20 protein-coding genes are annotated in these 22803 nt (G+C 68.3%); 8 read left to right on the top strand and 12 right to left on the bottom strand.

Features of this window, described 5'->3' with window-relative positions:
* The first annotated feature begins 72 nt into the window (after positions 1-72).
* Positions 73-1617: an acyl-CoA synthetase gene (locus tag MAY35_RS16340; protein ID WP_238422357.1), complete on the top strand. Its 1545-nt coding sequence runs from the start codon at positions 73-75 to the stop codon at positions 1615-1617.
* Between the two features lie 33 nt (positions 1618-1650).
* Here MAY35_RS16340 and MAY35_RS16335 read toward each other — a convergent pair whose 3' ends face one another.
* On the bottom strand, positions 1651-3279 hold the full coding sequence (locus MAY35_RS16335) for an ABC-F family ATP-binding cassette domain-containing protein (protein ID WP_238422356.1): 1629 nt from the start codon (positions 3277-3279) through the stop codon (positions 1651-1653).
* Positions 3280-3379: 100 nt separating this feature from the next.
* On the opposite strand from MAY35_RS16335, the gene MAY35_RS16330 reads away from it, so the two are divergent.
* Together MAY35_RS16330 and MAY35_RS16325 are read left to right on the top strand one after the other, a co-directional pair.
* Positions 3380-4192 carry an SDR family oxidoreductase gene (locus MAY35_RS16330; protein ID WP_238422355.1) on the top strand — a complete coding sequence of 271 codons (813 nt, stop codon included), beginning with the start codon at positions 3380-3382 and terminating at the stop codon, positions 4190-4192.
* 57 nt (positions 4193-4249) lie between these two features.
* A complete protein-coding gene (locus MAY35_RS16325; RefSeq protein WP_238422354.1) occupies positions 4250-5377 on the top strand; it encodes a lycopene cyclase family protein in 1128 nt (375 codons plus the stop codon).
* Here MAY35_RS16325 and MAY35_RS16320 read toward each other — a convergent pair.
* The 10 genes from MAY35_RS16320 to MAY35_RS16275 all read right to left on the bottom strand — a co-directional run bounded on the left by MAY35_RS16320 (position 5374) and on the right by MAY35_RS16275 (position 16313).
* Positions 5374-7935, bottom strand: coding sequence for a polynucleotide kinase-phosphatase (locus tag MAY35_RS16320; protein WP_238422353.1), 2562 nt, complete (start codon positions 7933-7935; stop codon positions 5374-5376). The genes MAY35_RS16325 and MAY35_RS16320 overlap by 4 nt on opposite strands.
* Complete coding sequence (locus MAY35_RS16315; protein WP_238422352.1) at positions 7932-9275, bottom strand: 3' terminal RNA ribose 2'-O-methyltransferase Hen1; 1344 nt, start codon at positions 9273-9275, stop codon at positions 7932-7934. The genes MAY35_RS16320 and MAY35_RS16315 overlap by 4 nt, the downstream gene beginning before the upstream one ends.
* A 54-nt stretch (positions 9276-9329) precedes the next feature.
* Complete coding sequence (locus MAY35_RS16310) at positions 9330-9725, bottom strand: DUF1992 domain-containing protein (RefSeq protein WP_238422351.1); 396 nt, start codon at positions 9723-9725, stop codon at positions 9330-9332.
* Positions 9726-9746: 21 nt separating this feature from the next.
* The gene (locus MAY35_RS16305; protein ID WP_238422350.1) at positions 9747-10142 is read right to left on the bottom strand and encodes a metal-sulfur cluster assembly factor; all 396 of its coding nucleotides are present in this window, start codon (positions 10140-10142) and stop codon (positions 9747-9749) included.
* Positions 10139-10606, bottom strand: a complete 468-nt coding sequence (sufU, locus tag MAY35_RS16300) for a Fe-S cluster assembly sulfur transfer protein SufU (protein WP_238422349.1) — start codon at positions 10604-10606, stop codon at positions 10139-10141. Before sufU ends, MAY35_RS16305 begins: the two co-directional genes overlap by 4 nt.
* Positions 10607-10608: 2 nt before the next feature.
* A complete protein-coding gene (locus MAY35_RS16295; RefSeq protein WP_238422348.1) occupies positions 10609-11904 on the bottom strand; it encodes a cysteine desulfurase in 1296 nt (431 codons plus the stop codon).
* A 90-nt stretch (positions 11905-11994) separates the two neighbouring features.
* Complete coding sequence (gene sufC, locus MAY35_RS16290; RefSeq protein ID WP_238422347.1) at positions 11995-12768, bottom strand: Fe-S cluster assembly ATPase SufC; 774 nt, start codon at positions 12766-12768, stop codon at positions 11995-11997.
* Between the two features lie 52 nt (positions 12769-12820).
* Positions 12821-14008, bottom strand: coding sequence for a Fe-S cluster assembly protein SufD (gene sufD, locus MAY35_RS16285; protein ID WP_238422346.1), 1188 nt, complete (start codon positions 14006-14008; stop codon positions 12821-12823).
* Entirely contained in the window at positions 14008-15462 is a 1455-nt protein-coding gene (gene sufB / locus MAY35_RS16280; RefSeq protein WP_238422345.1) for a Fe-S cluster assembly protein SufB, read from the bottom strand. The genes sufD and sufB overlap by 1 nt, the downstream gene beginning before the upstream one ends.
* A complete protein-coding gene (locus tag MAY35_RS16275) occupies positions 15459-16313 on the bottom strand; it encodes a metalloregulator ArsR/SmtB family transcription factor (RefSeq protein WP_238422344.1) in 855 nt (284 codons plus the stop codon). The genes sufB and MAY35_RS16275 overlap by 4 nt, the downstream gene beginning before the upstream one ends.
* Positions 16314-16488: 175 nt before the next feature.
* Here MAY35_RS16275 and mptB point away from each other — a divergent pair, with 175 nt between their 5' ends.
* The 4 genes from mptB (at position 16489) to MAY35_RS16255 (ending at position 21289) form a co-directional block, all read left to right on the top strand.
* Complete coding sequence (gene mptB, locus MAY35_RS16270; protein ID WP_374237973.1) at positions 16489-18315, top strand: polyprenol phosphomannose-dependent alpha 1,6 mannosyltransferase MptB; 1827 nt, start codon at positions 16489-16491, stop codon at positions 18313-18315.
* 66 nt (positions 18316-18381) lie between these two features.
* Entirely contained in the window at positions 18382-19413 is a 1032-nt protein-coding gene (locus MAY35_RS16265; RefSeq protein WP_238422342.1) for an ABC transporter ATP-binding protein, read from the top strand.
* The gene (locus tag MAY35_RS16260) at positions 19410-20246 is read left to right on the top strand and encodes an ABC transporter permease (RefSeq protein ID WP_374237970.1); all 837 of its coding nucleotides are present in this window, start codon (positions 19410-19412) and stop codon (positions 20244-20246) included. Before MAY35_RS16265 ends, MAY35_RS16260 begins: the two co-directional genes overlap by 4 nt.
* Positions 20243-21289 carry a heme A synthase gene (locus MAY35_RS16255; RefSeq protein WP_238422341.1) on the top strand — a complete coding sequence of 349 codons (1047 nt, stop codon included), beginning with the start codon at positions 20243-20245 and terminating at the stop codon, positions 21287-21289. Before MAY35_RS16260 ends, MAY35_RS16255 begins: the two co-directional genes overlap by 4 nt.
* Positions 21290-21302: 13 nt before the next feature.
* Here MAY35_RS16255 and MAY35_RS16250 read toward each other — a convergent pair whose 3' ends face one another.
* Positions 21303-21710 (bottom strand): hypothetical protein, encoded by a 408-nt coding sequence (locus tag MAY35_RS16250; RefSeq protein ID WP_238422340.1) that lies wholly within the window; start codon positions 21708-21710, stop codon positions 21303-21305.
* Between the two features lie 72 nt (positions 21711-21782).
* Between MAY35_RS16250 and MAY35_RS16245 the strand changes: the two genes are divergently transcribed.
* Positions 21783-22754: a quinone oxidoreductase gene (locus MAY35_RS16245; RefSeq protein ID WP_238422339.1), complete on the top strand. Its 972-nt coding sequence runs from the start codon at positions 21783-21785 to the stop codon at positions 22752-22754.
* The last annotated feature ends 49 nt before the right edge of the window (positions 22755-22803 follow it).

Here is a 22803-nt window from a genome sequence, read left to right as displayed (position 1 = left end):
ACGACACCCCGAACGAGCGTTAGATAGCGCTCGTTCGGGGTGAACATCCCTTCGTTTTCGAGGAGTGCACCCTTGTTCCCAGGAGTCTTCGCGAAGTCCACTCCGGACAAGCCCGCGATCATTCGTGCCGCCACCGGTGAGCAGCTGACCTACCGGCAACTGGACGAGAATTCGACCCGGCTCGCCAACTACCTCGACTCTCTCGGGTTGACGCGCGGCGACAACATCGCGGTGGTCTCGGCCAACGACCTCCACGTGTTCGAGGTCTACTGGGCCGCGCTGCGCAGCGGTCTGTACGTCACGGCCGTCAACCACCATCTGACCGCGGCCGAGACCAACTACATCCTGGGCGACTGCAATGCGCAGGTCGTGTTCGCCGGCGCCTCCGTCGTCGACGCCGTGTCGGCGACGGGCGAGATCGAGGCGCTGTCGGGCGCGGGTCGGCGCGTGGTGCGGGGCGGCGAGCTCGACGGTTTCGAGAGCTACGACAAGATCCTGGCCGACGCCTCGGCCGAACCCCGTACCGATCAGCCGCGGGGCACCGACATGCTCTACTCCTCGGGCACCACCGGCCGTCCCAAGGGCATCAAGACACCGATGCCCGAAGGACAGGTCGACGAGGTTCCCGACGCCTACACGGCGATCTTCGCGCCGATGTACGGCTACGACGAGTCCGCCGTGTACCTCTCCCCCGCTCCGCTGTATCACGCTGCGCCACTGCGCTATTGCGGCATGACAAACTCGGTGGGCGGCACGGTGGTGATGATGGATCGCTTCGACCCGGAGGCGGCGCTGGCGGCCATCGAGAAGTACAAGGTGACCCACAGCCAGTGGGTGCCGACCATGTTCATCCGCATGCTCAAGCTTCCCGACGACGTCCGCACGAAGTACGACGTCAGCAGCCTCAAGATCGCCGTCCATGCGGCCGCGCCGTGTCCGGTGGAGGTCAAGCGGGCGATGATCGAGTGGTGGGGCCCGGTGATCCACGAGTACTACGCGTCGACCGAGGCCGCGGGAGCCACCTTCATCGGACCGCAGGAAGCGCTCGACCACCCCGGCTCGGTGGGCAAACCCCTTCTGGGCGTGGTCCACATCTGCGACGAGGACGGCAAGGAACTGCCCACCGGCGAGGTCGGTCAGGTGTTCTTCGAGCGTGAAGACGTGGCCTTCCAGTATCACAACGATCCGGAGAAGACGCGCAGCGCGCAGCACCCCGAGCACGAGAACTGGTCGACGACAGGCGATGTGGGCTATGTCGACGAGGAGGGGTATCTGTACCTCACCGACCGCAAGGCGTTCATGATCATCTCCGGCGGCGTCAACATCTACCCGCAGGAAGCCGAGAACGTCCTGATCAACCACCCGGCTGTCTTCGACGTCGCCGTCATCGGGGTTCCCGACGCCGATCTCGGCGAGGTGGCCAAGGCCTGCGTGCAGCTCGCGGAGGGCCAAGAGCCCACCGACGAACTCGCCGAGGACCTGATCACCTTCAGCAAGGACAACATCGCCGCATACAAGGCGCCGCGGTCGGTCGACTTCGTCGACGAGCTACCGCGGACGCCCACCGGAAAGCTCGTGAAGGGCGACCTGCGCAAGAAATACTGGCCCGCAACCTGATCCACCGGCCGACAAGGCGCGGGGCGGCGAGGATCAGGCCAGCTCGATGAGCTCCTGGTACTCGTCGCTCCAGTGGTCCTCGGTGCCGTCCGGCAGGAGGATGACGCGCTGCGGGTCGAGGGCGGCGGCCGCCCCGGGGTCGTGCGTGACGAGCACGACGGCGCCGGTGTAGCTCCGGAGGGCGTCGAGGACCTGTTCGCGCGAGATCGGGTCGAGGTTGTTCGTCGGCTCGTCGAGGAGCAGCACGTTTGCCGCCGACGACACGAGACCGGCCAGCGTCAGACGCGTCTTCTCACCACCGGAAAGGGTTCCGGCCGGCTGGTCGAGCTGCGGACCGGTGAACATGAACGCGCCCAACAGGCTCCGGAGATCCTGCTCGCCGGCGTCGGGTGCGGCGTGCCGGATGTTCTCCCACACGCTCGCCTGATCGTCGAGGGTGTCGTGTTCCTGCGCGAAGTAGCCGATCTTCAACCCGTAACCGGGCTCGAGACGACCGGTGTCCGGCTTCTCAACGCCGGCAAGCATTTTCAGCAGCGTGGTCTTGCCTGCACCGTTGAGACCGAGCACGACGACGCGACTGCCCTTGTCGATCGCGAGGTCGACGCCGGTGAAGATCTCCAGCGAGCCATAGCTCTTCGAGAGACCCGACGTCATCAGCGGGGTCTTGCCGCAGGTGGCGGGTTCGGGGAACCGGATCCGCGCCGTACGGTCGGCCACCCGCTCGTCGTCGAGCGCATCGATCATCCGCTCGGCCCGCTTCAGCATGTTCTGTGCCGCGGTGGCCTTGGTGGCCTTGGCACCCAGCTTCGCGGCCTGCGTGCGCAGTGCCGAGGCCTTCTTCTCGGCGTTGGCCCGTTCCCGACGACGCCGTTGTTCGTCGGTCGCGCGCGCGTCGAGGTAACGCTTCCAGGTCATGTTGTAGATGTCGGCCTCACCTCGGACCGCATCGAGGAACCAGACCCGGTTCACCACATCGGCGAGTAGGTCGACGTCGTGGCTGATCACCACGAGCCCGCCCTCGTGGTTCTGCAGGAAGCCGCGCAACCAGGCGATGGAGTCGGCGTCGAGGTGGTTGGTCGGCTCGTCGAGCAGCAGGGTGGTGTCGGACTTCCCGGACCCGTCAGACGCCGCGAACAGGATGCGGGCCAGTTCGATACGCCGACGCTGACCACCGGAGAGCGTCCGCAACGGCTGGTTGAGGACGCGGTCGGGCAGACCCAGGCTGTTGCAGATGCGGGCGGCCTCGGACTCGGCGACGTAACCGCCGAGGGACGAGAAACGCTCCTCGAGACGACCGTAGCGGGCGACCGCCTTGTCGCGGAGTTTGTCGTCGGCGGCCTCGGCCATCGCCGCCTGCTGCTTCTCCATGTCGCGGAGGATCTCGTCGAGCCCACGCGCCGAGAGCACGCGGTCCTTGGCGAGGACGTCCAGATCGCCTTCCTTGGGATCCTGGGGAAGGTAACCGAGCTCACCGGAGCGGCGGATCGAGCCCGCGTAGGGTTCGGTCTCCCCCGCGAGGATGCGCAACGTGGTGGTCTTCCCCGCGCCGTTGCGGCCCACGAGGCCGATGCGGTCGCCGGGCTGGATGCGCAGGGCATCGCCGGGCGCCGACAGCAGGGTCCGAGCGCCCGCTCGTACCTCAAGGTCGGTCGCGGTGATCACGACGTGCCAGTCTACCGGTGTCGCGCCACCCATTTGTCCACGCACTCGTCGTCCAGGGACGCCACCGACCGCGCCCGCGGGAACACGGTGGACCGATACGGTGAGGAGCGTGACGCAATCCACAACGATTCCGCAGAACTTCCCCCAGTCCTCCGACCTCACGGGCCGCTCGGCACTGGTGACCGGTGCCAGTCGTGGCATCGGCGAGGCCATCGCCACCGAGCTCGCCAGACGCGGCGCCTCGGTCGTCATCACGAGCCGCAAGGCCGAGCCGCTCGCCGAGGCCGCGGACCGGATCCGGGCGGCGGTCCCGGGCGCGACGGTCTCGGCATCGGCGGGCAACACCGGTGACGCCGACGATCGCGCGGCGGCCGTGGCGGCCGCGGTCGCGCAGGGCGGTGGGATCGACATCCTGGTGAACAACACCGGTATCGCTCCCCTCGCCGGCCCCTTGATGGACGCCGATCTCGCCGCATACCGCAAGACGTTCGACACCAACGTGGTCGCCGCCCTCGGGTTCGTCCAGGAGGCCTATCGCGCCGGGATGAAGGAGTCCGGCGGATCGATCGTCAACATCTCGTCGGTCGCGGGTCTGCGGTCGACCGGTGTCATCGCGGCCTACGGGACGTCCAAGGCCGCATTGATCCGACTCACCGCCGAACTGGCGTGGGAACTCGGCCCGAACATCCGGGTCAACGCGATCGCACCGTCGATCGTGCGGACCAAGTTCGCGTCGGTCTTCACCGAGGGCGACAACGAGGCGCGGGCCGCCGCGTCGTATCCGATGAAGCGCATCGGCGAACCCGAGGATGTCGCCCGCGCGGTCGCGTTCCTGGCGAGCGACGAGTCGGCGTGGATCACCGGGGAGACCCTCGCGGTCGACGGCGGCATGCTGGCCACCGGTGGTGCGTGACGGAACGGCTGTCGACGGTTGCCCGTCCGGACCGGCGCCGGTGACGAAGGACGGGGTGTGAGCTCCGGAGTCATCGTCGCGGGGGCCGGACCGGCCGGCCGCGCACTCGTCCACCGGCTGGTACGCGCGGGCGTGTCGGCCACGCTCGTCGACCCGAACCCCGAACGGGTCTGGCGATCGACCTTCGCCTGCTGGTCCGACGAGTTGCCCGACTGGCTCGACCCCTCCGCCGTTGCCGCCCGAACCGATCGCATCGGGGTCGCCGGACACGCACTGGAGGAGATCGCGCGCGGCTACACCGTGTTCGACACCCCGGGTCTGCAACGCTCGCTGGCTGTCGACGAAGCGCCGACGGTCACCGCCCGCGTCGTCGACATCGACGGCGGCCGTGTCCATCTCGACGATGGTTCAGTCCTGACCGGCGACGCCGTGGTCGACTGCCGCGGCGCACTCCCCCACGATGCGCCGCGCCAGACCGCATACGGGATCGTCGTCGACTCGGCCACGGCCGCACCGGTTCTCGCCGGACACGAGGCGTTGCTGATGGACTGGCGGGGCGGAGCCGCGGACCGCCGTGCGCTGCCGTCGTTTCTCTACGTGGTACCGCTGGGCGACGGCGAGTTCCTGCTCGAGGAGACCTGTCTCGCGGGGCATCCCGCCCTCGGACTCGACGAACTCGAACGGCGCCTCGCCGAACGACTCGGCGGTATGCCGAGCACGATCCGGCGGGTCGAACACGTCGACTTCCCGCTGACCGGCTCGTCTCCGCGACCGTGGCGCGATCCGACGTTCCGTTTCGGTGCCGCAGGCGGATTCAAGAACCCGACGACCGGTTACAGCGTCGCCAGTTCCCTGATGTGCACCGACGCGGTGGTCGCCGCGCTCGCCGCGGGCCGCGACCCCGCATCGGATCTCTGGCCCGCACAGACCCGCGCCGTGCACAATCTGCGTCTACGCGGGTTGAACGCTCTGCTGCAGCTGAGTCCAGCGCAGACCGTCGCCTTCTTCGAGGCGTTCTTCGCCATGCCCATCGCCGCACAACGCAGTTACCTGAGCGACCGCGACGACCTCACCGGGACGATGGGTGCGATGACCCGGGTCATCAGGTCCGTCGACATGCGGACACGCTCGGTCGTCGCCCGCGGCGCCATGTCGATGCCGGACTGGGCAGGCGACACGACCTAGAGCCGCGAGTCGACCGGCTCGGACTCCAGCGCGAGGACGGCGAAGACCGCTTCGTGAACCCGCCACAACGGTTCCCCGCCGATGTGGCGGGCCAGTGCCTCTCGACCGAGCTGGTACTCGCGCAACGCCATCGATCGCTTGTGCCGCAGATCCCGGCCGCGGAGTCGTCCGATGTCGTCGGTATACGACGGCCCGTAGACGATGCGAAGGTACTCCCGCCCACGCACCTTCACCCCGGGTGCGACCATCCGTCCTCGCCGGTCGCGGGTCATGTTCGCGGCAGGCTTGACCACCATGCCCTCTCCGCCGGCGTCGGTGAGATCGTGCCACCACAGAGCGGCCTCGGCGACCGCGGCGTCGTCGCCGAGGTCGACGTCGCGATGTGCGGTCGTCACGAACAGTTCCGGGTCGGCCGCGCGGAGCTGCCCGGCGACATCGAGATGCCATGCGTGCGGCAGTTCTTCGGCAGTGTGCGACCCGTCGGGTCCGCCGAACGCCAGCACCTCGAAGGGTGCGATGCGCGCTGCCGACACGGTCGCGCCGACCTGCACATGATCCAGATAGGCCCGGGTGAACGCGTCGATGTCCGCCCGCCGCGATGCGGCCGCGGCCACCGGCCCCGTCACATCGAGTCCCCGACCCGCCGCGACGGCGAGTTCGGACGCCAGCAGATCGAGTTCGGGGCCGGCGGCGGCCGCCACACCCGCGAACTCACTGCGGATCAGGCCTTCGCCCTTGATGTTCCATGGCAGCAGTTCCGCATCGAGGATCATCCAGCGACAACCGAGCGAGCCGAACACCGAACGCGCCGCCGACCCGGCCCGCTCGATGATCGACGCGGTGTCGTGGGGACCGAAGAACGACCTTCCGGTCCGGGTGTAGAGGGCACCGACTCCGCCGGTGACACCGAACACCTCCGTCGCGGTCGCCTCGCCGTCGCAGATCACGAGGACCGCGCGAGAGCCCATGTGCTTCTCCTCGCACACGACCCTCGCGACGCCTGAACGCCGGTAGAACTCGAAAGCCGCCTCGGGGTCCTCCAGCAAGCCGTCGGCGGTGCCGGTCACCGGGCTCATCGTCGGCGGCAGGTACCGCAACCACCCCGCGTCGACGGCGAACCGCGACATCACCTCGAGCGCGGCGGCGGCGTGGTCGTCACGCACCGTGATCGACGGTCCGAACCGGTTGCCCACCGCGCGCTTGCCCACGACGTCGTCGAGGCGGATCGTGGACCGCACACGCGCGTCGCCCGTGGTGTCGCCGTACCCCATGGGACGTTCGGACGGCCAGTGCTCCGTGCGCGCAGCCACATCGACGATGTCGGCTTCGGGATACCGCAGCGCGGTGAGCCGACCGCCGAAGACACAGCCGGTGTCGACACACAGCGTGTTGTTCAACCAGGCGGCGGTCGGTACCGGTGTGTGCCCGTAGACGACCATGGCCGTGCCGCGGTAGTCCCGAGCCCATTCCACCCGCACCGGGAATCCCCACCGATCCTTCTCACCCGTCGTCTCGCCGTACATGGCGAGGTTGCGCACGCGGCCCGATGTGCGCCCGTGGTAGCGCTCGGCGAGTCCGGCGTGGGCGACGACGAGGCGCCCGTCGTCGAACACATAGTGGGACACCAACCCGTCGAGAAAGGCGGTCACGTCGGCGACGAAGTCATCGGGCTCGTCGGCCAACTGGGCGATCGTCTCGGCCAGACCGTGTGTCAACACCGTCGACTCCGCGCCTCGCGCGGTGCGCTCGCGCAGGACGCGGAGCAGCTTCTCCTCGTGGTTGCCGCGTACGCACATCGCTTGTCCCGCCGAGACCATGGACATGACCAGACGCAGCACACCCGGGGTGTCGGGCCCTCGGTCGACGAGGTCGCCCACGAAGATCGCGCGTCGACCGTCGGGATGGTCACGCGCGGCGACCGCCCGTCCGTCGGCGTCGCGCACCAGCGACCATCCCAGCGCGGTCAGCAGGTCGGACAGTTCATCGGCGCAACCATGGACATCGCCCACGATGTCGAACGGGCCGTGGTCGTCGGTGCGATCGTTGAACAGGCGGGTGCGCACCAGCTCCGCCGCCTCGATCTCCGCCTGGTCGGACAACACATGGACGAACCGGAAACCTTCTCGTCGCAAGTTCTTTCCGTGCTGACGCAGCAGCTTGTGCTGACGTACGACGACGCCCTCGTCGATGTCCTCGCGGTCGGCCACCCGACCCACCAGCACCGCGACCGGCACGTCGAGCACGATTGCGACCGCGAAGACATCCTCGTCCTTGGCCAGGTCGACCAACACCTTCCGGTCCTCCGGACGGAGCGAGGTGGCATCGACGACGGTCAGCAGGCCGCGGCGCAACCGGCGGCGGGCGACGTCGATCAGCGCTTCGAACGCATCGGCCGTCGCGGTCTGATCGGTCGGGTCGTCGGCGACGAACCCACGGAACGCATCCGAGGACAACACCTCGGTGTCACTGAAGTGGGTGCGCGCGAAGGTGCTCTTCCCGGCACCCGCGACGCCGACGAGTACGACGAGTCCGAGCGAGGGGATCTCGATGCGGCTCATGCGGTCTCGTCCATTCCGGTCGCGGTGACGTCGCGGCGTGTGAAGACAGCGAACTGCGTAGGGGTGCCGTGGTCCGGGTGCGGGTCGCCGATACCGCCGATCTCGACGTCGTAGCGATACTCCACGGCCACCGAGTCGCACCACCGGGTGAAGTCGCCGCGGGTGAACTCGAACCGGTGGTCGGGATGCCGCACGTCGATCCCGTAGTGCGCGTTGTACTCCCGGTTGGGTGTCGTGACGATCACGACGCGAGGTGCCATCCCGTCGAAGACGGTGTGTGCGGCCCTCGGCAACCGATCGAGGTCGACGTGCTCGATGACCTCCATCAGGATTGCGGCGTCGTATCCGCGACATCGGGCGTCGGCATAGACCAGCGACGACTGCCACAACTCCACTCCCCGGACGCGCGCGAGAGCTGTCTCGGCACGACCCAGCGCGGCCATGGACACGTCGACGCCCGCCAGGACGAGGCCAGGGTCGGCGGCCAGGGCGGTGAGCAGCCGACCCTCGCCACATCCGACATCCAGGACCGAACGAGCACCGGACGATCGAACCAGCTCGACGACCCGCTCGATGCGCTGTTGCGCAAGGGATTCGCGCAGGGGCGACCGCGGAGTCGGATGCGGCGACGGGTCGTCGCCGCTCAGGCGGCCCAGCGCCCCGTCCACGAGTGGACGAATGCCCTTCAGGTAGCCCCCGACGATGGCCTCGCGCAGGGGATGGTCGGCCAGCCAGTCCGCGCCGAGCCGGTCCAGCTTCTCGATCTCCGGCTCGTGGACGAAGTAGTGCTGGTCGTCGGCCAGGACGGGTACGAGGATCGCGACGTGACGCAGCGCGTCGCGGACCGTGAACAGTCCGCGCAATGTCACGGTCGCGTAGTCGGAGTCCCCCCACTCGGACGGTCGCAGCTCCTGCGGCTCGACCTCCACAGCCCACCCGAGCGGGCCGAACAGGTCGGCCGGGGTCGCTCGCGCACGCAGCGGAACCGACGGGATGGTCAACGTCATCGACCACCGGTGATCGACGAGGTCGGGCTTGTGCTTGCAGCGTCCGGCGAGTGCGTCTCCGAAAACCTTGCCGATCGCGACGACGAGTCGCGATCCGGCGGCGTGTGCGACGTCGTTCACATAGCGTGCGGAATCGCGCGGCACCCGCGCGCCGGCCCCGTCGACATGGAGCACCGCCCGGCAGGCCGACGAGCCCGCTTCGGGGTAGAAGACCGTGGCACGGCCCTGGCTGGTCGGGAAGGTCTGCACGCGGTCCGGATGCTTGTGGAGCAGGAAGCCCAGTTCGGTGGCCGGGACGTCGCTGTCCCCGGCGACCTGCACGGAGAGGATCACCGTCTCACCGTACGGGCCGTGGCAACCGATTTGCGTCCGGTTGCGCGGTGCGGTTCAGCCCCGCAGCGCCCGCCAACGCCGGATCAGGTCGTCGACGTCGACGGTGTGGGCGACCACGCTGTGCGGCAACGCGATCTGACGTGACGCCAGATGCGCCTCGCGCACACGACGATTGAAGTCGATCAGGATGTCCCGGACCGCGTTCACGTCGGCGATGTCGCGGAGCGATTCCGGAAAATCCTGCGCTTCCCGTCGGAGTTGCAACGGAGCGGGTAACAGTGCCGACGAATCGAGGTTCTCGTCGCGGATCTTGCGCTTGACCCACCAGTCGGGGTCATCGCTGTCGGACAGGTCGAGCGGTTTCCCCGCACCGGGGAGGTTCTCGAACTCGCCGCGCTCGGTCGCCTCGCGGATCATCCGCTCGACGCGCGACTCGAACCAGGACGTCATGGCCGTCGGGCAGGAACCCGACTAGACGGTGAACCCAAGTGCGCGGAGCTGTTCGCGACCGTCGTCGGTGATCTTGTCGGGCCCCCACGGCGGGAGCCAGACCCAGTTGATCTCCAGGTCGGTGCACAGGCCGCTGCTGACGAGAGCGCCGCGCGACTGGTCCTCGATCACATCGGTGAGCGGGCACGCCGCGGAGGTGAGGGTCATGTCGATCTTCGCCACCGCATCGTCGGTCACCTCGATGCCGTACACGAGCCCGAGGTCGACGACGTTGATGCCGAGCTCGGGGTCGACGACGTCGCGCATGGCCTCCTCGACGTCGTCGATCGCGGGAAGCGACGTGGCGGGCGCCGGTGGCGTGCCGGTCACGCCGGTGTCGGTCGGTGTCTGTGCTGTGGTTGCGGTGTCGTCACTCATGCTGTCTCCACTCGTGTGTCATGGCTGTCTATCGTCTGCGCGAGTGCGTCTTTGAACGCCATCCAGCCGAGGAGCGCGCACTTGACGCGTGCGGGGTACTTGCTGACCCCGGCGAACGCGATGCCGTCGCCGATGGTGTCCTCGTCGCCGGGATCCTTGCCGCGTGAGGTCATCATCGTCGTGAAGGAGTCGACGGTCACCAGCGCCTCGGCGACCGGTTGTCCGACGATCAGGTCGTGCAGCACCGAAGTGGAGGCCTGCGAGATCGAGCACCCCTGCCCGTCATAGGAGACGTCGGCGATGGACGTACCGTCCTCGGACACGGCCACACGCAGCGTCACCTCGTCACCGCAGGTCGGGTTGACGTGGTGCACCTCGGCGCCGAACGGCTCGCGGAGGCCGCGGCCGTGCGGGTGCTTGTAGTGGTCCAGGATCACCTCCTGGTACATCTGTTCCATCCGCATGCTCAGACCGTCCCGAAGAACTTCTGCGCCTTGACGATCGCGGCCGCGAGGGCGTCGACCTCGGCGAAGGTGTTGTAGGCGGCGAAGGAGGCGCGAGCGGTCGCGGCGACACCGAACCGCCGGTGCAGCGGCCACGCACAATGGTGGCCGACGCGGATCGCGACGCCTTCGTCGTCGAGGATCTGTCCGAGATCGTGGGCGTGGATGCCGTCCACGAGGAACGCCACCGCGCCGCCGCGCTTCTCGGTGGTCGACGGCCCGATGATGCGCAGACCGTCGATGGCCGAGAGCTGATCCAGGGCCCGCTCGGTCAGCGCGTGCTCATGCGCCGCAACGGCGCTCATGCCGATCGTCTGGAGGTACCGGACAGCGGCGCCGAGCCCGACGACCTGCGAGGTCATCGGCACGCCGGCCTCGAACCGCTGGGGCGCGGGCGCGTAGGTCGAGACCTCCATGGTCACCGTCTCGATCATCGACCCGCCGGTGATGAACGGCGGTAGTGCGTCGAGGATCTCGGCCTTGCCGTACAGCGCCCCGACCCCACTCGGACCGAACATCTTGTGCCCGGAGAAGGCCGCGAAGTCTACGTCGAGAGCCGGAAAGTCGACCACCATGTGCGGAACCGACTGGCAGGCATCGAGAACGACGAGAGCGCCGACGGCGCGAGCACGGGACACGAGCTCGGGTACATCGGCGACCGCACCGGTGACGTTGGACTGCTGGGTGAACGCGACGACCTTGACCGAGTCGTCGAGGGTCAGTGAGTCGAGGTCGATCCGGCCGTCGTCGGTGATCCCGTACCACCGCAGCGTCGCGCCGGTCCGCCGGCAGAGTTCTTGCCATGGCACGAGGTTGGCGTGATGCTCCAGCTCGGTGATGACCACCGTGTCGCCGGGACCCAACGCCGACCCGCCCAGGACCGACGCCGACCGCGCATCACCGAGTGTGTAGGCCACCAGGTTCAGCGCTTCGGTCGCGTTCTTGGTGAACACCAGTTGGTCCGCCGACGCACCCACGAACTGCGCGATGACCTCACGTGCGTCCTCGTAGGCGTCGGTCGCCTCCTCGGCGAGCTGATGGGCGCCCCGGTGCACGGCCGCGTTGTGGTGGGTCAGGAAATACCGCTCGGCATCCAGAACCTGGAGCGGCCGTTGTGAGGTCGCCCCGGAATCGAGGTAGACCAGCGGCTTCTCATCGCGCACCGTGCGGGACAGGATCGGAAAATCAGCCCTCAGTGCGTCGACGTCCAGCGCCGCCGCGGTTGTCCCGTTCGAGGGTGTTTCAGTCGAGAGTGTCACCTACGTACACCTCCTGTGTGCGGACTCTGATGAGCGGACTGTGCTGTGCCGACTCTGGTGTGCAGTACTCGGGCTGAACCGGAAGGCGGCTCAGACGGCCTTGGCCGCCGAGGTGAAACGCTCGTAGCCGTTCTCCTCGAGCACGTCGGCCAGCTCGGAACCGCCGGACTCGACGACGCGACCGTTGACGAAGACATGCACGAAGTCCGGCTTGATGTAGCGGAGGATGCGCGTGTAGTGCGTGATCAGCAGGACGCCGCCGTTGTCGCGCTCCTTGTACCGGTTGACGCCTTCGCTGACGACGCGCAGTGCGTCGACGTCGAGGCCGGAGTCGGTCTCGTCGAGGATGGCGATGCGCGGCTTGAGGAGATCGAGCTGCAGGATCTCGTGGCGCTTCTTCTCGCCGCCGGAGAATCCTTCGTTGACGCTGCGCTCGGAGAACGACGGATCGATCTCCAGCGCGGTCATCGCCTCCTTGGTCTCCTTGACCCAGTGGCGCAGCTTCGGAGCCTCGCCACGCACGGCGGTGGCCGCGGTCCGGAGGAAGTTCGACATCGAGACGCCCGGCACCTCGACGGGGTACTGCATCGCCAGGAACAGACCGGCGCGGGCGCGCTCGTCGACGCTCATCTCCAGGACGTCCTCACCGTCGAGGGTGATCGACCCGGAGGTCACCTCGTACTTGGGGTGGCCGGCAATGGCGTAGGACAGGGTCGACTTGCCCGAACCGTTGGGTCCCATGATCGCGTGCGTCTCACCGGACTTCACGGTCAGGTCGACACCTTTGAGAATGTGGATGGGCTCGGCGTCGGAGTCGGTCTGGGCGACATCGACGTGCAGGTCACGGATTTCCAGTGTGGTCATGGTGTGTTCTCTCTAACAGGCTGTGGGAGTTCGGAGTCGGACGCGGCGAGGCTCAGGCGCCGGAGTGTTCGAGTTCGCGCTCGACGGCGGCGGACAGTCGTTCGCGCAGTTCGGGCACACCGATCTTGGCGATGACCTCGCCGAAGAACCCTCGGATCACCAGACGGCGCGCCTGGTCCTCCGGGATGCCGCGAGCCTGCAGGTAGAACAGTTGCTCGTCGTCGAAACGTCCGGTGGCGCTGGCGTGTCCGGCGCCGACGATCTCGCCGGTCTCGATCTCCAGGTTCGGCACCGAGTCCGCACGGGCGTTGTCGGTGAGCACCAGGTTGCGGTTCAGCTCGAACGTGTCGGTGCCCTCGGCCTCGGCACGGATCAGCACGTCGCCGATCCAGACGGTGTGCGCTTCGCGGGCGCGGTCGCCGGACGGGTCGCCCTGCAGCGCACCCTTGTACACCACGTTCGAGCGACAGTTGGGCTGGCTGTGGTCGACGAGCAGGCGCTGCTCGAGGTGCTGGCCGGCGTCGGCGAAGTAGAGGCCCCACATCTCGACGTCGCCGCCGGGTGCGTCGTAGTGCACGATCGGCGAGAGCCGGACGAGGTTGCCGCCGAAGCTGATCGCGAAGTGACGGACCACGGCGTCTCGGCCGGCGCGCACATGATGCGCGGCCACGTGAACGGCGTCGTCGTCCCAGTCGTGGACATTGACGACGGTGAGCGCGGCGCTGTCACCGACGACGAACTCGACGTTCTCGGCGAAGGTCCCGCCGCCCTTCTGGTCGAGCACCACCACGGCGCGGGCGAACGCCTCGAGCCGGATCTGGATGTGCCCGAAAGCGGTCTCGCCCTCACCGGGACCGGTGACCGTGACGGTCACCGGCTCGGCGAGCTCGACCTCACGGCCGACGGTGATGACCGTCGCCTGGGTGAAGGACGAATATGCCTGTGCGGCAATGCGATCAAAGGGGACACCGCCCTGACCGAGGCGCTTGTCGTCGCGGCCGACGGTCTCGACCGTCACGCCGTCGGACGTCCCGGTCACAGTCGTCGTAGCCTCCGCGGTCCGCTGAGCGGAACCGTCGTGGAGCCCGCGCAGCCGACGGAACGGGGTGAACCGCCACGCCTCTTCGCGGGGACCGGGCACCTCGAAGGCGTTGACGTCGAAGGAGGTGAAGAGCTCACCCTTGTTGACGACAGGGGCGTGCGAACCCGGTGCGGACACCGGGAGTGTGGGATCGGCCATCAGCCGACGGCTCCTTCCATCTGGAGCTCGATCAGGCGATTGAGCTCGAGCGCGTATTCCATCGGCAGTTCCTTCGCGATCGGCTCGACGAAACCACGCACGACCATGGCCATGGCCTCGTCCTCGGTCAGACCGCGGCTCATCAGGTAGAACAGCTGATCGTCGCTGACCTTCGAGACGGTCGCCTCGTGCCCCATCGTCACGTCGTCCTCACGGATGTCGACGTAGGGGTAGGTGTCGCTGCGGGAGATCGTGTCGACGAGCAGCGCATCGCATTTCACCGTCGACCGACTGCCGTGGGCACCGTTGTTGATCTTGATCAGACCGCGGTACGACGCGCGCCCGCCACCACGTGCCACCGACTTCGACACGATGTTGCTGGAGGTGTTCGGCGCAAGGTGCACCATCTTGGAGCCGGTGTCCTGATGCTGGCCCGGGCCTGCGAAGGCGACCGAGAGGACCTCGCCCTTGGCGTGCTCGCCGGTCAGCCAGACCGCCGGGTACTTCATGGTGACCTTGGAGCCGATGTTGCCGTCGACCCATTCCATGGTGGCGCCGGCCTCGGCCTTGGCGCGCTTGGTCACCAGGTTGTAGACGTTGTTCGACCAGTTCTGGATGGTCGTGTAGCGGCAGCGGCCGCCCTTCTTGACGATGATCTCGACGACCGCGGAGTGCAGCGAATCGGTCTTGTAGATCGGCGCGGTACACCCCTCGACGTAGTGCACGTAGGCACCCTCGTCGACGATGATCAGCGTCCGCTCGAACTGGCCCATGTTCTCGGTGTTGATCCGGAAGTAGGCCTGCAGCGGGATGTCGACGTGCACGCCCGGCGGCACGTAGATGAACGAACCGCCCGACCAGACCGCGGTGTTCAGCGCGGAGAACTTGTTGTCGCCCGCGGGGATGACGGTCCCGAAGTACTGCTGGAAGATCTCCGGGTGCTCCTTGAGAGCGGTGTCGGTGTCGAGGAAGATCACGCCCTGCTTCTCGAGATCCTCACGGATCGAGTGGTAGACGACCTCGGACTCGTACTGCGCGGCGACACCGGAGACCAGGCGCTGCTTCTCCGCCTCGGGGATGCCCAGCTTGTCGTAGGTGTTCTTGATGTCCTCGGGCAGGTCGTCCCAGGTGGCGGCCTGCTTCTCGCTGGAGCGCACGAAGTACTTGATGTTGTCGAAGTCGATGCCCTCGAGCCCCGCGCCCCAGCCCGGCATCGGCTTCTTGTCGAAGATCTTGAGTGCCTTGAGGCGCTGATCGAGCATCCACTCGGGCTCGCTCTTCTTGGCGGAGATGTCGGCGACGACCGCAGGCGACAGGCCGCGCTTTGCGCTCGCACCGGCGACGTCGGAATCGGCCCAGCCGTATCCGTACTTGCCCAGGGCGGCGATGGTCTCCTCTTGCGTGAGCGGCGTCGGAGCCGACGGTGTTGTCGTGGCCGGATCGGTGACAGTCATCGCGTGGCCTTTCGGGTTGTCGTGGTCATCGGGTTCGGGAGTGGGGTGCGCCGGTCGGATACGGGCTGGGTATCGGTGATCGGTTCACCCCGGGGTTGTTCGGGTCTGTCCGTGCGGGTCCCGCCTGGCGGCGGATGGATCGGCACGTGGGTGGTGCACGCGCAGTCGCCGTTGGCGATGGTCGCCAGACGCTGGACGTGCGTGCCGAGCAGTTCGGTGAAGACCGCGGTCTCCGCTTCGCACAGTTCGGGGAACTCGGTGGCGACGTGCGCCACCGGGCAGTGGTGCTGACAGATCTGCAGACCCGTCCCGACCTGACGTGTGTTGGTGGCATAGCCCGCACCGGTCAGCGCGTCGGCGATCTCGCCGACGGTCGCGGCCACGGTGTCGGGATCCGTACTCGGTGCCACGTCGGCGACGATGCGCTCGACACGTTCGCGGGCGAACTCGGCCACGGCATCGGAACCGCCGAGATCACGCAGCTTGCGCATCGCCGCGCCGGCGAGGTCGTCGTAGGCGTGCCGCATCTTGCCGCGCCCCGAGGCGGTGAGCTGGAACCATTTCGCCGGACGTCCGCGACCGCGTTGACCGAATCCCGGCGACGCGACTTCGATGTCGCCCGCGCTGGTGAGCGCGTCGAGGTGCCGCCGGACGCCGGCAGCCGAGATTCCGAGCCGCTCACCGATCTCACCCGCGGTCAGCGGGCCGTCCTCGACCAGGAGATTCACGACGGCCTCGCGTGTCTGGCCGTCATGGTGCGGGTCGGCGACACCGGGAGCCGGGTGGGCGCCGTTACCTGCGGAAGGCACGGCGCTGCCGCTGTCTGAAGACAGCACAACATCGTTCCGCATGGTTTTCACAACACGAGTGTGACGTAATTGATTCCGCGCTGCCAGCAAGGGTGCCCTTAGCCTCGGGGCCCGACGCGCCCATCCGGCGCCTCGGGAGGCGGTAAAGGGTGGTCGCGAGCCGTCCGGTCTCGGCCATTACAGTCGTCGTGTGCCCGAAACCACAGCTCCGCGCCGTGTGCCGGACTACTTCGGACTCGTGTGGAACCGGTTCGTCGCCCTCTGTCACCAGCTCGGTGACTACCTCGGCCTGCGCAGACAACGGCCTGCCCGCCCCGAACGCGGCGAGTACGGCAAGACCGTCGCCCGACTGCACGACGACGAGCGCGAGGTCGGCCCCCTCAACGACGAGGAGACCCGACGGCTCCGCCGGATCAAGCTGTTCGGTGCCACCGGATCGGTTCTGATCCTCGTCGGCGCACTCGGGACCGGCGCGGTCCCCGTGCTGCAGAACCCGGTCGCCGGGATGCGGGTCCTGTCGCTGCCGTCGCGCATGTTCGGCACCGCGCTCGCCCTCTCCATCGGCGGCGCGATCACCCTGGTCGTGGCGTGGCTGCTGCTCGGCCGCTTCGCGGTGGGACGGTTCAGCGTCGAGGTCCGCCACGGCCGCAGTCCCGAACGCCGCATGAGCCGGCGCCAGGCCGACCGGACGCTCATGCTGTGGATCGCGCCGATCATCGTCGCTCCCCCGCTGCTCAGCAAGGACATCTACTCGTATCTGGCCCAGAGCGCGATCGCCTACCGCGGCATGGATCCGTACTCGATCAGCCCGGTCGGCGGACTCGGTGTCGATCACATCCTGACCCGCTCGGTGCCCAACCTGTGGCGCGACACCCCCGCGCCCTACGGCCCGCTGTTCCTGTGGATCGGCGAGGGCATCACGAAGGTGACCGGCGCGAACATCACCGCCGCGATCTTCCTGCACCGGGTCGTGGCGCTGGTCGGCATCGCACTCATCGTGTGGGCGCTGCCCCGCCTCGCACGCCGGTGCGGGGTGTCCTCGGTGGCCGCCCTGTGGCTGGGCGCGATGAATCCGCTCGTGATCCTCCACCTCGTCGGTGGCATCCACAACGAGGCGCTCATGCTCGGCCTCATGCTCGTCGGCCTCGAACTGAGCTTCCGGGCGATCTACGGCGCAGACCGCCTCCGCAGACCCGGGACCCTCGTCCCGACCCGTGCCGGGTGGCTGCTGATCCTCGGGGGTGCCGTGCTGGCGGCGTCGGCGATGGTCAAGGCGACGTCGATGCTGGCCCTCGGTTTCGTCGGCATCGCCCTGGCCATGCGCTGGGGGGCGACTCTGCCCGCGCTACGCCACGCGCCGGTCCGTGAGTGGTGGGCCCGCTCTCGATGGTCGGTGTACGCCCTGGGCGTCTCGGCGATCTTCTATGTGGTCATCCTCGGCATCGTGACGGCCGGGATCTCGCTGGCCACGGGTCTCGGCTTCGGCTGGACCGGCACCTTGTCGACCGGCGAGATCGTGCGCTCGTGGATGTCCATGCCCACCCTGCTGTCGGTGACCACCGGACGCATCGGCGTCACCCTCGGTCTCGGTGAACACACCCAGGCGATCCTGGAGGTGGCCCGGCCGATCGCGCAGCTCGTCGCCGCGGTGTTCGTCGTTCGGTGGATGCTGGCGACCGTGGGCGGACGTCTGCACCCCCTGGGTGCACTGGGTGTGTCAATGGCCACAGTCGTGGTGTTCTTCCCGTTCGTGCAGGCCTGGTATCTCCTGTGGGCCGTGATCCCACTCGCGGCGTGGGCGACCGGTGCGTGGTTCCGCATCTCGGCCATCGCGGCGTCGGCCATCATCGCCATCGTGGTGATGCCGACGAGCTCGAACACCAGTGGAGTCGTGCTGGCACAGGGCCTTCTGGCAGGCGTGATCATGGTCGCGGTCCTGACCGCACTCTTCTTCGAAGACCTGTCCCCGGGGCGCCGGCGGCGCCGCGACAACGGCACCGGTTCCGACAAACCGGCCGTCGAGTCGTCCTCGGCCGGCTCGTGATCGTGACCGTGGTGGGCCTGCTCACCGTTTTTCGTCCCTGGGCTACGAGCGCCTAGTCTGACCAGTGTGCGGAGCACGACCTCTCGGCGGATCAACGACGACGATCGCGTGAACGATCGTCGACGCAGCGATCCCGAATCCACCGCCGCGGGCGAGCCGTCTCGAACGCCCTCGTCGGACCACCCGGCCCTCGAGGTGACGGGTCTGGTGAAGCGGTTCGGTGACCGCACCGCCGTGGACCGGCTCGACCTCACCCTTCGACGCGGCGAGGTCTTCGCCCTTCTCGGACCCAACGGCGCAGGCAAGACCACCACCGTCGAGATCTGCGAAGGGTTCACCACCCCCGACGCCGGGACGGTCCGGGTCCTCGGCCTCGATCCCATCGCCGACAACGACGCCCTGCGCCGCCGGATCGGCGTCATGCTGCAGGGCGGCGGCGCGTACCCCGGGGCACGTGCCGAGGAGATGCTGCGCCTGGTCGCGGCGTACTCGGCGAACCCGATCGACCCCGACTTCCTGCTCGAGGCCCTCGGTCTGACCGACGTACGACGCACCTCCTACCGTCGCCTGTCGGGTGGACAGCAGCAGCGCCTCGCCCTCGCATGCGCGGTCGTCGGACGGCCCGAACTGGTCTTCCTCGACGAGCCCACCGCCGGCCTCGATGCCCACGCCCGACTCGTCGTCTGGGAGCTCATCGACCGTCTGCGTGCCGACGGTGTGTCGGTACTGCTCACGACCCACCTCATGGACGAGGCCGAACACCTCGCCGACCACGTGGCGATCATCGACCACGGCCGAGTGGTCGCCGATGGCACCCCGGCAGATCTCACCAGCACGGGAGCCGAGAACGAGCTGCGCTTCACCGCTCCGCGCGGACTCGACCTGTCGATGCTGGTGCTGGCGCTCCCCGAGGGCTACCACTGCACCGAGCCCAATCCAGGTGCCTACCTGGTCATCGGCCCGATGACCCCGCAGGTGCTGGCCACCGTGACCGCGTGGTGCGCCAAGATCAACGTGCTCGCCACCGATCTACGCGTCGAGACCCGCAGTCTCGAAGACGTCTTCCTCGATCTCACCGGACGGGCTCTCCGATCGTGACCTCACCTGCTCCCGCCGGCCTCCCCCGGCCCGCATCCGACGCGCCGACTCCCGGTGTCTTCCCCGACGGCCTGTTCCGTCCGGCACCGCGCGCCGCCTCGCTGCCCGCGATGATCGTCGCGCAGTCCACCCTCGAACTGAAGTTGCTGCTGCGCAACGGGGAGCAGCTGCTCCTGACGATGTTCATCCCGATCACCCTGCTGGTCGGTCTGTGCCTGCTCCCGATCGACACCGGCCTGGGCGATGGGCCGGCCGAACGCGCGACCTTGTTCGTGCCCGCCATCCTGACCGTCGCCGTGATGTCGACCGCCTTCACCGGTCAAGCGATCGCGGTGGGCTTCGATCGCCGCTACGGGGCGCTGAAAAGACTTGGCGCGACGCCGATTCCACGCTGGGGGATCATCGTCGGCAAGTCGGTCGCGGTGCTGCTCGTCGTCGTGGCGCAGTCGTTGATCCTCGGTGGGATCGGCGCGGCGTTCGGCTGGCGTCCGAGCGCGATCGGCTTGTTGATCGGGGCGTTCGTCCTCGTGGTGGGCACCGCGTGTTTCGCCGCACTCGGCCTGTTGCTCGGCGGCACGCTGAAGGCCGAGGTGGTGTTGGCTCTCGCGAACCTGCTGTGGTTCGCGTTCATCGGCCTCGGCAGCCTGGTCGTCGTCGACTCCAACGTTCCCGACGCCGTGCACTGGATCGCGCGGTGCATCCCGTCGGGGGCGTTGAGCGAGGCGCTCGAACTGGCGGCCGAGGGTTCGTTCGACGCCTTCGGGGTGGGCGTTCTGCTGGTGTGGGCCGCGGTGGCCGGCACCTTGGCCGTGAGGTGGTTCCGATTCCGATGACATCCGATACTTCGAAGGCCCCGGCCCCGGTCCGCGACCGGACGACAGCCACGGGCGACCGGCCGGCGACCGGGTTCTGGCGCCGCGTTCCGGGATTCGGACGGCCGACCGCCCGCTTCGTGCACCGATGGGCGATCGCGCTGCTGATCGCGAACGTGGGCATCGTCGCCACCGGCGGCGCCGTGCGCCTCACCGGCTCGGGACTGGGCTGTCCGACCTGGCCACGGTGCACCGACGAGTCCTTCGTGCCGCACGGCGAACTGGGCCTGCACGGCGCGATCGAGTTCGGCAACCGCCTGCTCACCTTCGTGCTGATCGTCATCGCCATCGCGACCTGGGTGGCCGTCCTGCGCTTTGTCGGGTCCGCGCGCCGCGACAAGTGGCTGGTCACACTGATCGCGCTCGGCATCCCCTTCCAGGGCGTCATCGGCGGGATCACGGTGCTGACCCAGCTCAATCCGTGGGTCGTCGCGCTGCACTTCCTGTTGTCGATGGTGTTGGTGTCCGCGGCGACCGTCCTGGTCTTCCGGATGCGTCCGTATCCGACGCCGGCGGCGCCCGATCCGGCCGACTCCGATGCCCCGCCCACCGCGACCCGTCGACTCGGCATCTACCTCGCCTGGCTCGTCTACATCCTCACCTGGGGGACGATCTATCTCGGCACGGTGGTGACCGGATCCGGGCCGCACGCCGGCGACGCCGATGCCCCGCGCAACGGTCTGGACCCGGGCAACGCGACCCAACTGCATGCGGATGCCGTTTTCGCCCTCGTCGGACTGGCGATCGCCGCGTTGATCTACGCGCGCGTCTTCGCGCGTCCGCAACAGCGGTCCGCGGTGGTGTTCATGCTCCTGCTGCTGCTCCAGGGGTTGATCGGGTTCGTCCAGTTCGCCACCGATCTACCCATCGCGCTCGTCATCGCGCACATGTTCGGCAGTGCAGCATTGCTCATCGGCGCCACCTGGCAGCTCCTGGTGGCGAAAGACACCGGCGCGAAGGACGCAGGCACGAAAAAGGCAGACCCGCTGCGCGAGTCTGCCTGATCGGCGCCGGAGGTCAGAGGATGGCGCGATTGCGCGCCTTGGGGAAGCGCTTCTGACGAGCGACCCAGCCGGCCATCTTCCGGTAGTGCGACGGCGAGACGGTCGTCTCCGAGGTCAGATCGCGGTCCCACTCGGCGATCTCGAGGCCGTCCACCGCGTCCACCACGGCCTGTGCGGCGGCGAGGTCGGGCACGACCCGGTCCCCGAGGATGCCGTTGGCATCTCCGACGAGGGTGATCCGGACCCCGGCGTCGCCGATGGCCTGCAGGACCACCTTGGCGCTGCCGCCTTCGCGTGCGACGAACTTGCGGACCGAGGCCACGACCTCGCTGGGCGCCTCGACCGTTTTCTGGCTGGTCGAGTTCTCGTCGGGCGTGGTGCCCGACTTCTCGTCGGTGGTGTCAGTCATGGGGGTCAGCATACCGGTCGCAACCGACGCGTCCGCCGCCAGACGTGCCGAATCGCGACCTCGTCGGACGTGTAGAACGGTGTGGTGCGAGCGATTCAGGTGACCCGCCACGGCGGACCGGACGTCCTGGCCTTCGGCAGCGTCGACGACCCCATTCCGGCCGCAGACGAGGTCGTCGTCCGTACGACCGCGGTGGGTGTGAACTTCATCGACACCTACCTGCGGCGTGGTCTCTACCCGTCGACGCCGCCGTACATCCCCGGCACCGAGGGCGCCGGTGTCGTCGTCGCCGCAGGCCCCGAGGTGACCACCCTGCACGAGGGACAGCGCGTCGCGTGGTGCGCCGCGCCCGGCTCGTACGCCGAACTCGTCGCCGTGCCCGAGTCGAAGGCCGTGCCGGTCCCCGACGGCGTCGACGATGCGGTCGCCGGGTCGTCGCTGCTCCGTGGACTCACCGCGCACTATCTGCTCGACGGGAGCGCCCACCCACGATCGGGCGATGCGGTCCTCGTGCACGCCGGAGGTGGCGGGGTGGGTCTCATCCTGACGCAGCTGGCCGCACGGCGCGGCCTGACCGTCATCACCACCGTCAGCTCGGACGAGAAGGAAGCACTGTCGCGCGCGGCGGGCGCCGACCACGTCCTGCGCTACGGAGACGATCTGGCCGCGCGGGTCCGCGAACTCACCGACGGCCACGGGGTCCAGGTGGCCTACGACGGCGTCGGCGCCGACACCTTCGAACAGTCACTCGCCTCGACCGCGATCCGCGGGACCATCGTGCTCTTCGGAGCGGCGAGCGGACCGGTACCGCCCTTCGACCTGCAGCGGCTGAACGCCGCGGGCTCGCTGTCGGTGACCCGGCCGACCCTCGCCCACTTCACCGCCACGGCACAGGAGCTGACGTGGCGGGCCGGCGAATACTTCGACGCAGTCCTCGACGGCCTCGAGGTCCGGGTCGGACAGAGCTATCGGCTCGCCGACGCGGCGGCCGCGCACACCGACCTCGAAGCTCGTGTCACCACCGGGACGACGGTGTTGCTGCCGCAGCAGAAGTGAACACCGTGGAGTGAGTACGGAAAAGCGAGAAACAGGGGCGTTCGGATAG

The sequence above is a fragment of the Gordonia sp. 'Campus' genome (assembly GCF_022206305.1).
Taxonomy (GTDB): domain Bacteria; phylum Actinomycetota; class Actinomycetes; order Mycobacteriales; family Mycobacteriaceae; genus Gordonia.
This window is presented reverse-complemented; position numbering and strand designations above follow the sequence as displayed.

What these genes read in the sequence shown, in the direction of transcription:
- sufU (WP_238422349.1), bottom strand. Translation starts at nt 10,606, where the DNA reads ATGCGGATGGAACAGATGTACCAGGAGGTGATCCTGGACCACTACAAG.
- MAY35_RS16255 (WP_238422341.1), top strand. Translation starts at nt 20,243, where the DNA reads ATGACATCCGATACTTCGAAGGCCCCGGCCCCGGTCCGCGACCGGACG.
- MAY35_RS16250 (WP_238422340.1), bottom strand. Translation starts at nt 21,710, where the DNA reads ATGCTGACCCCCATGACTGACACCACCGACGAGAAGTCGGGCACCACG.
- MAY35_RS16305 (WP_238422350.1), bottom strand. Translation starts at nt 10,142, where the DNA reads ATGAGTGACGACACCGCAACCACAGCACAGACACCGACCGACACCGGC.
- sufD (WP_238422346.1), bottom strand. Translation starts at nt 14,008, where the DNA reads ATGGCCGATCCCACACTCCCGGTGTCCGCACCGGGTTCGCACGCCCCT.
- MAY35_RS16320 (WP_238422353.1), bottom strand. Translation starts at nt 7,935, where the DNA reads ATGAGCCGCATCGAGATCCCCTCGCTCGGACTCGTCGTACTCGTCGGC.
- sufC (WP_238422347.1), bottom strand. Translation starts at nt 12,768, where the DNA reads ATGACCACACTGGAAATCCGTGACCTGCACGTCGATGTCGCCCAGACC.
- sufB (WP_238422345.1), bottom strand. Translation starts at nt 15,462, where the DNA reads ATGACTGTCACCGATCCGGCCACGACAACACCGTCGGCTCCGACGCCG.
- MAY35_RS16275 (WP_238422344.1), bottom strand. Translation starts at nt 16,313, where the DNA reads ATGCGGAACGATGTTGTGCTGTCTTCAGACAGCGGCAGCGCCGTGCCT.
- MAY35_RS16310 (WP_238422351.1), bottom strand. Translation starts at nt 9,725, where the DNA reads ATGACGTCCTGGTTCGAGTCGCGCGTCGAGCGGATGATCCGCGAGGCG.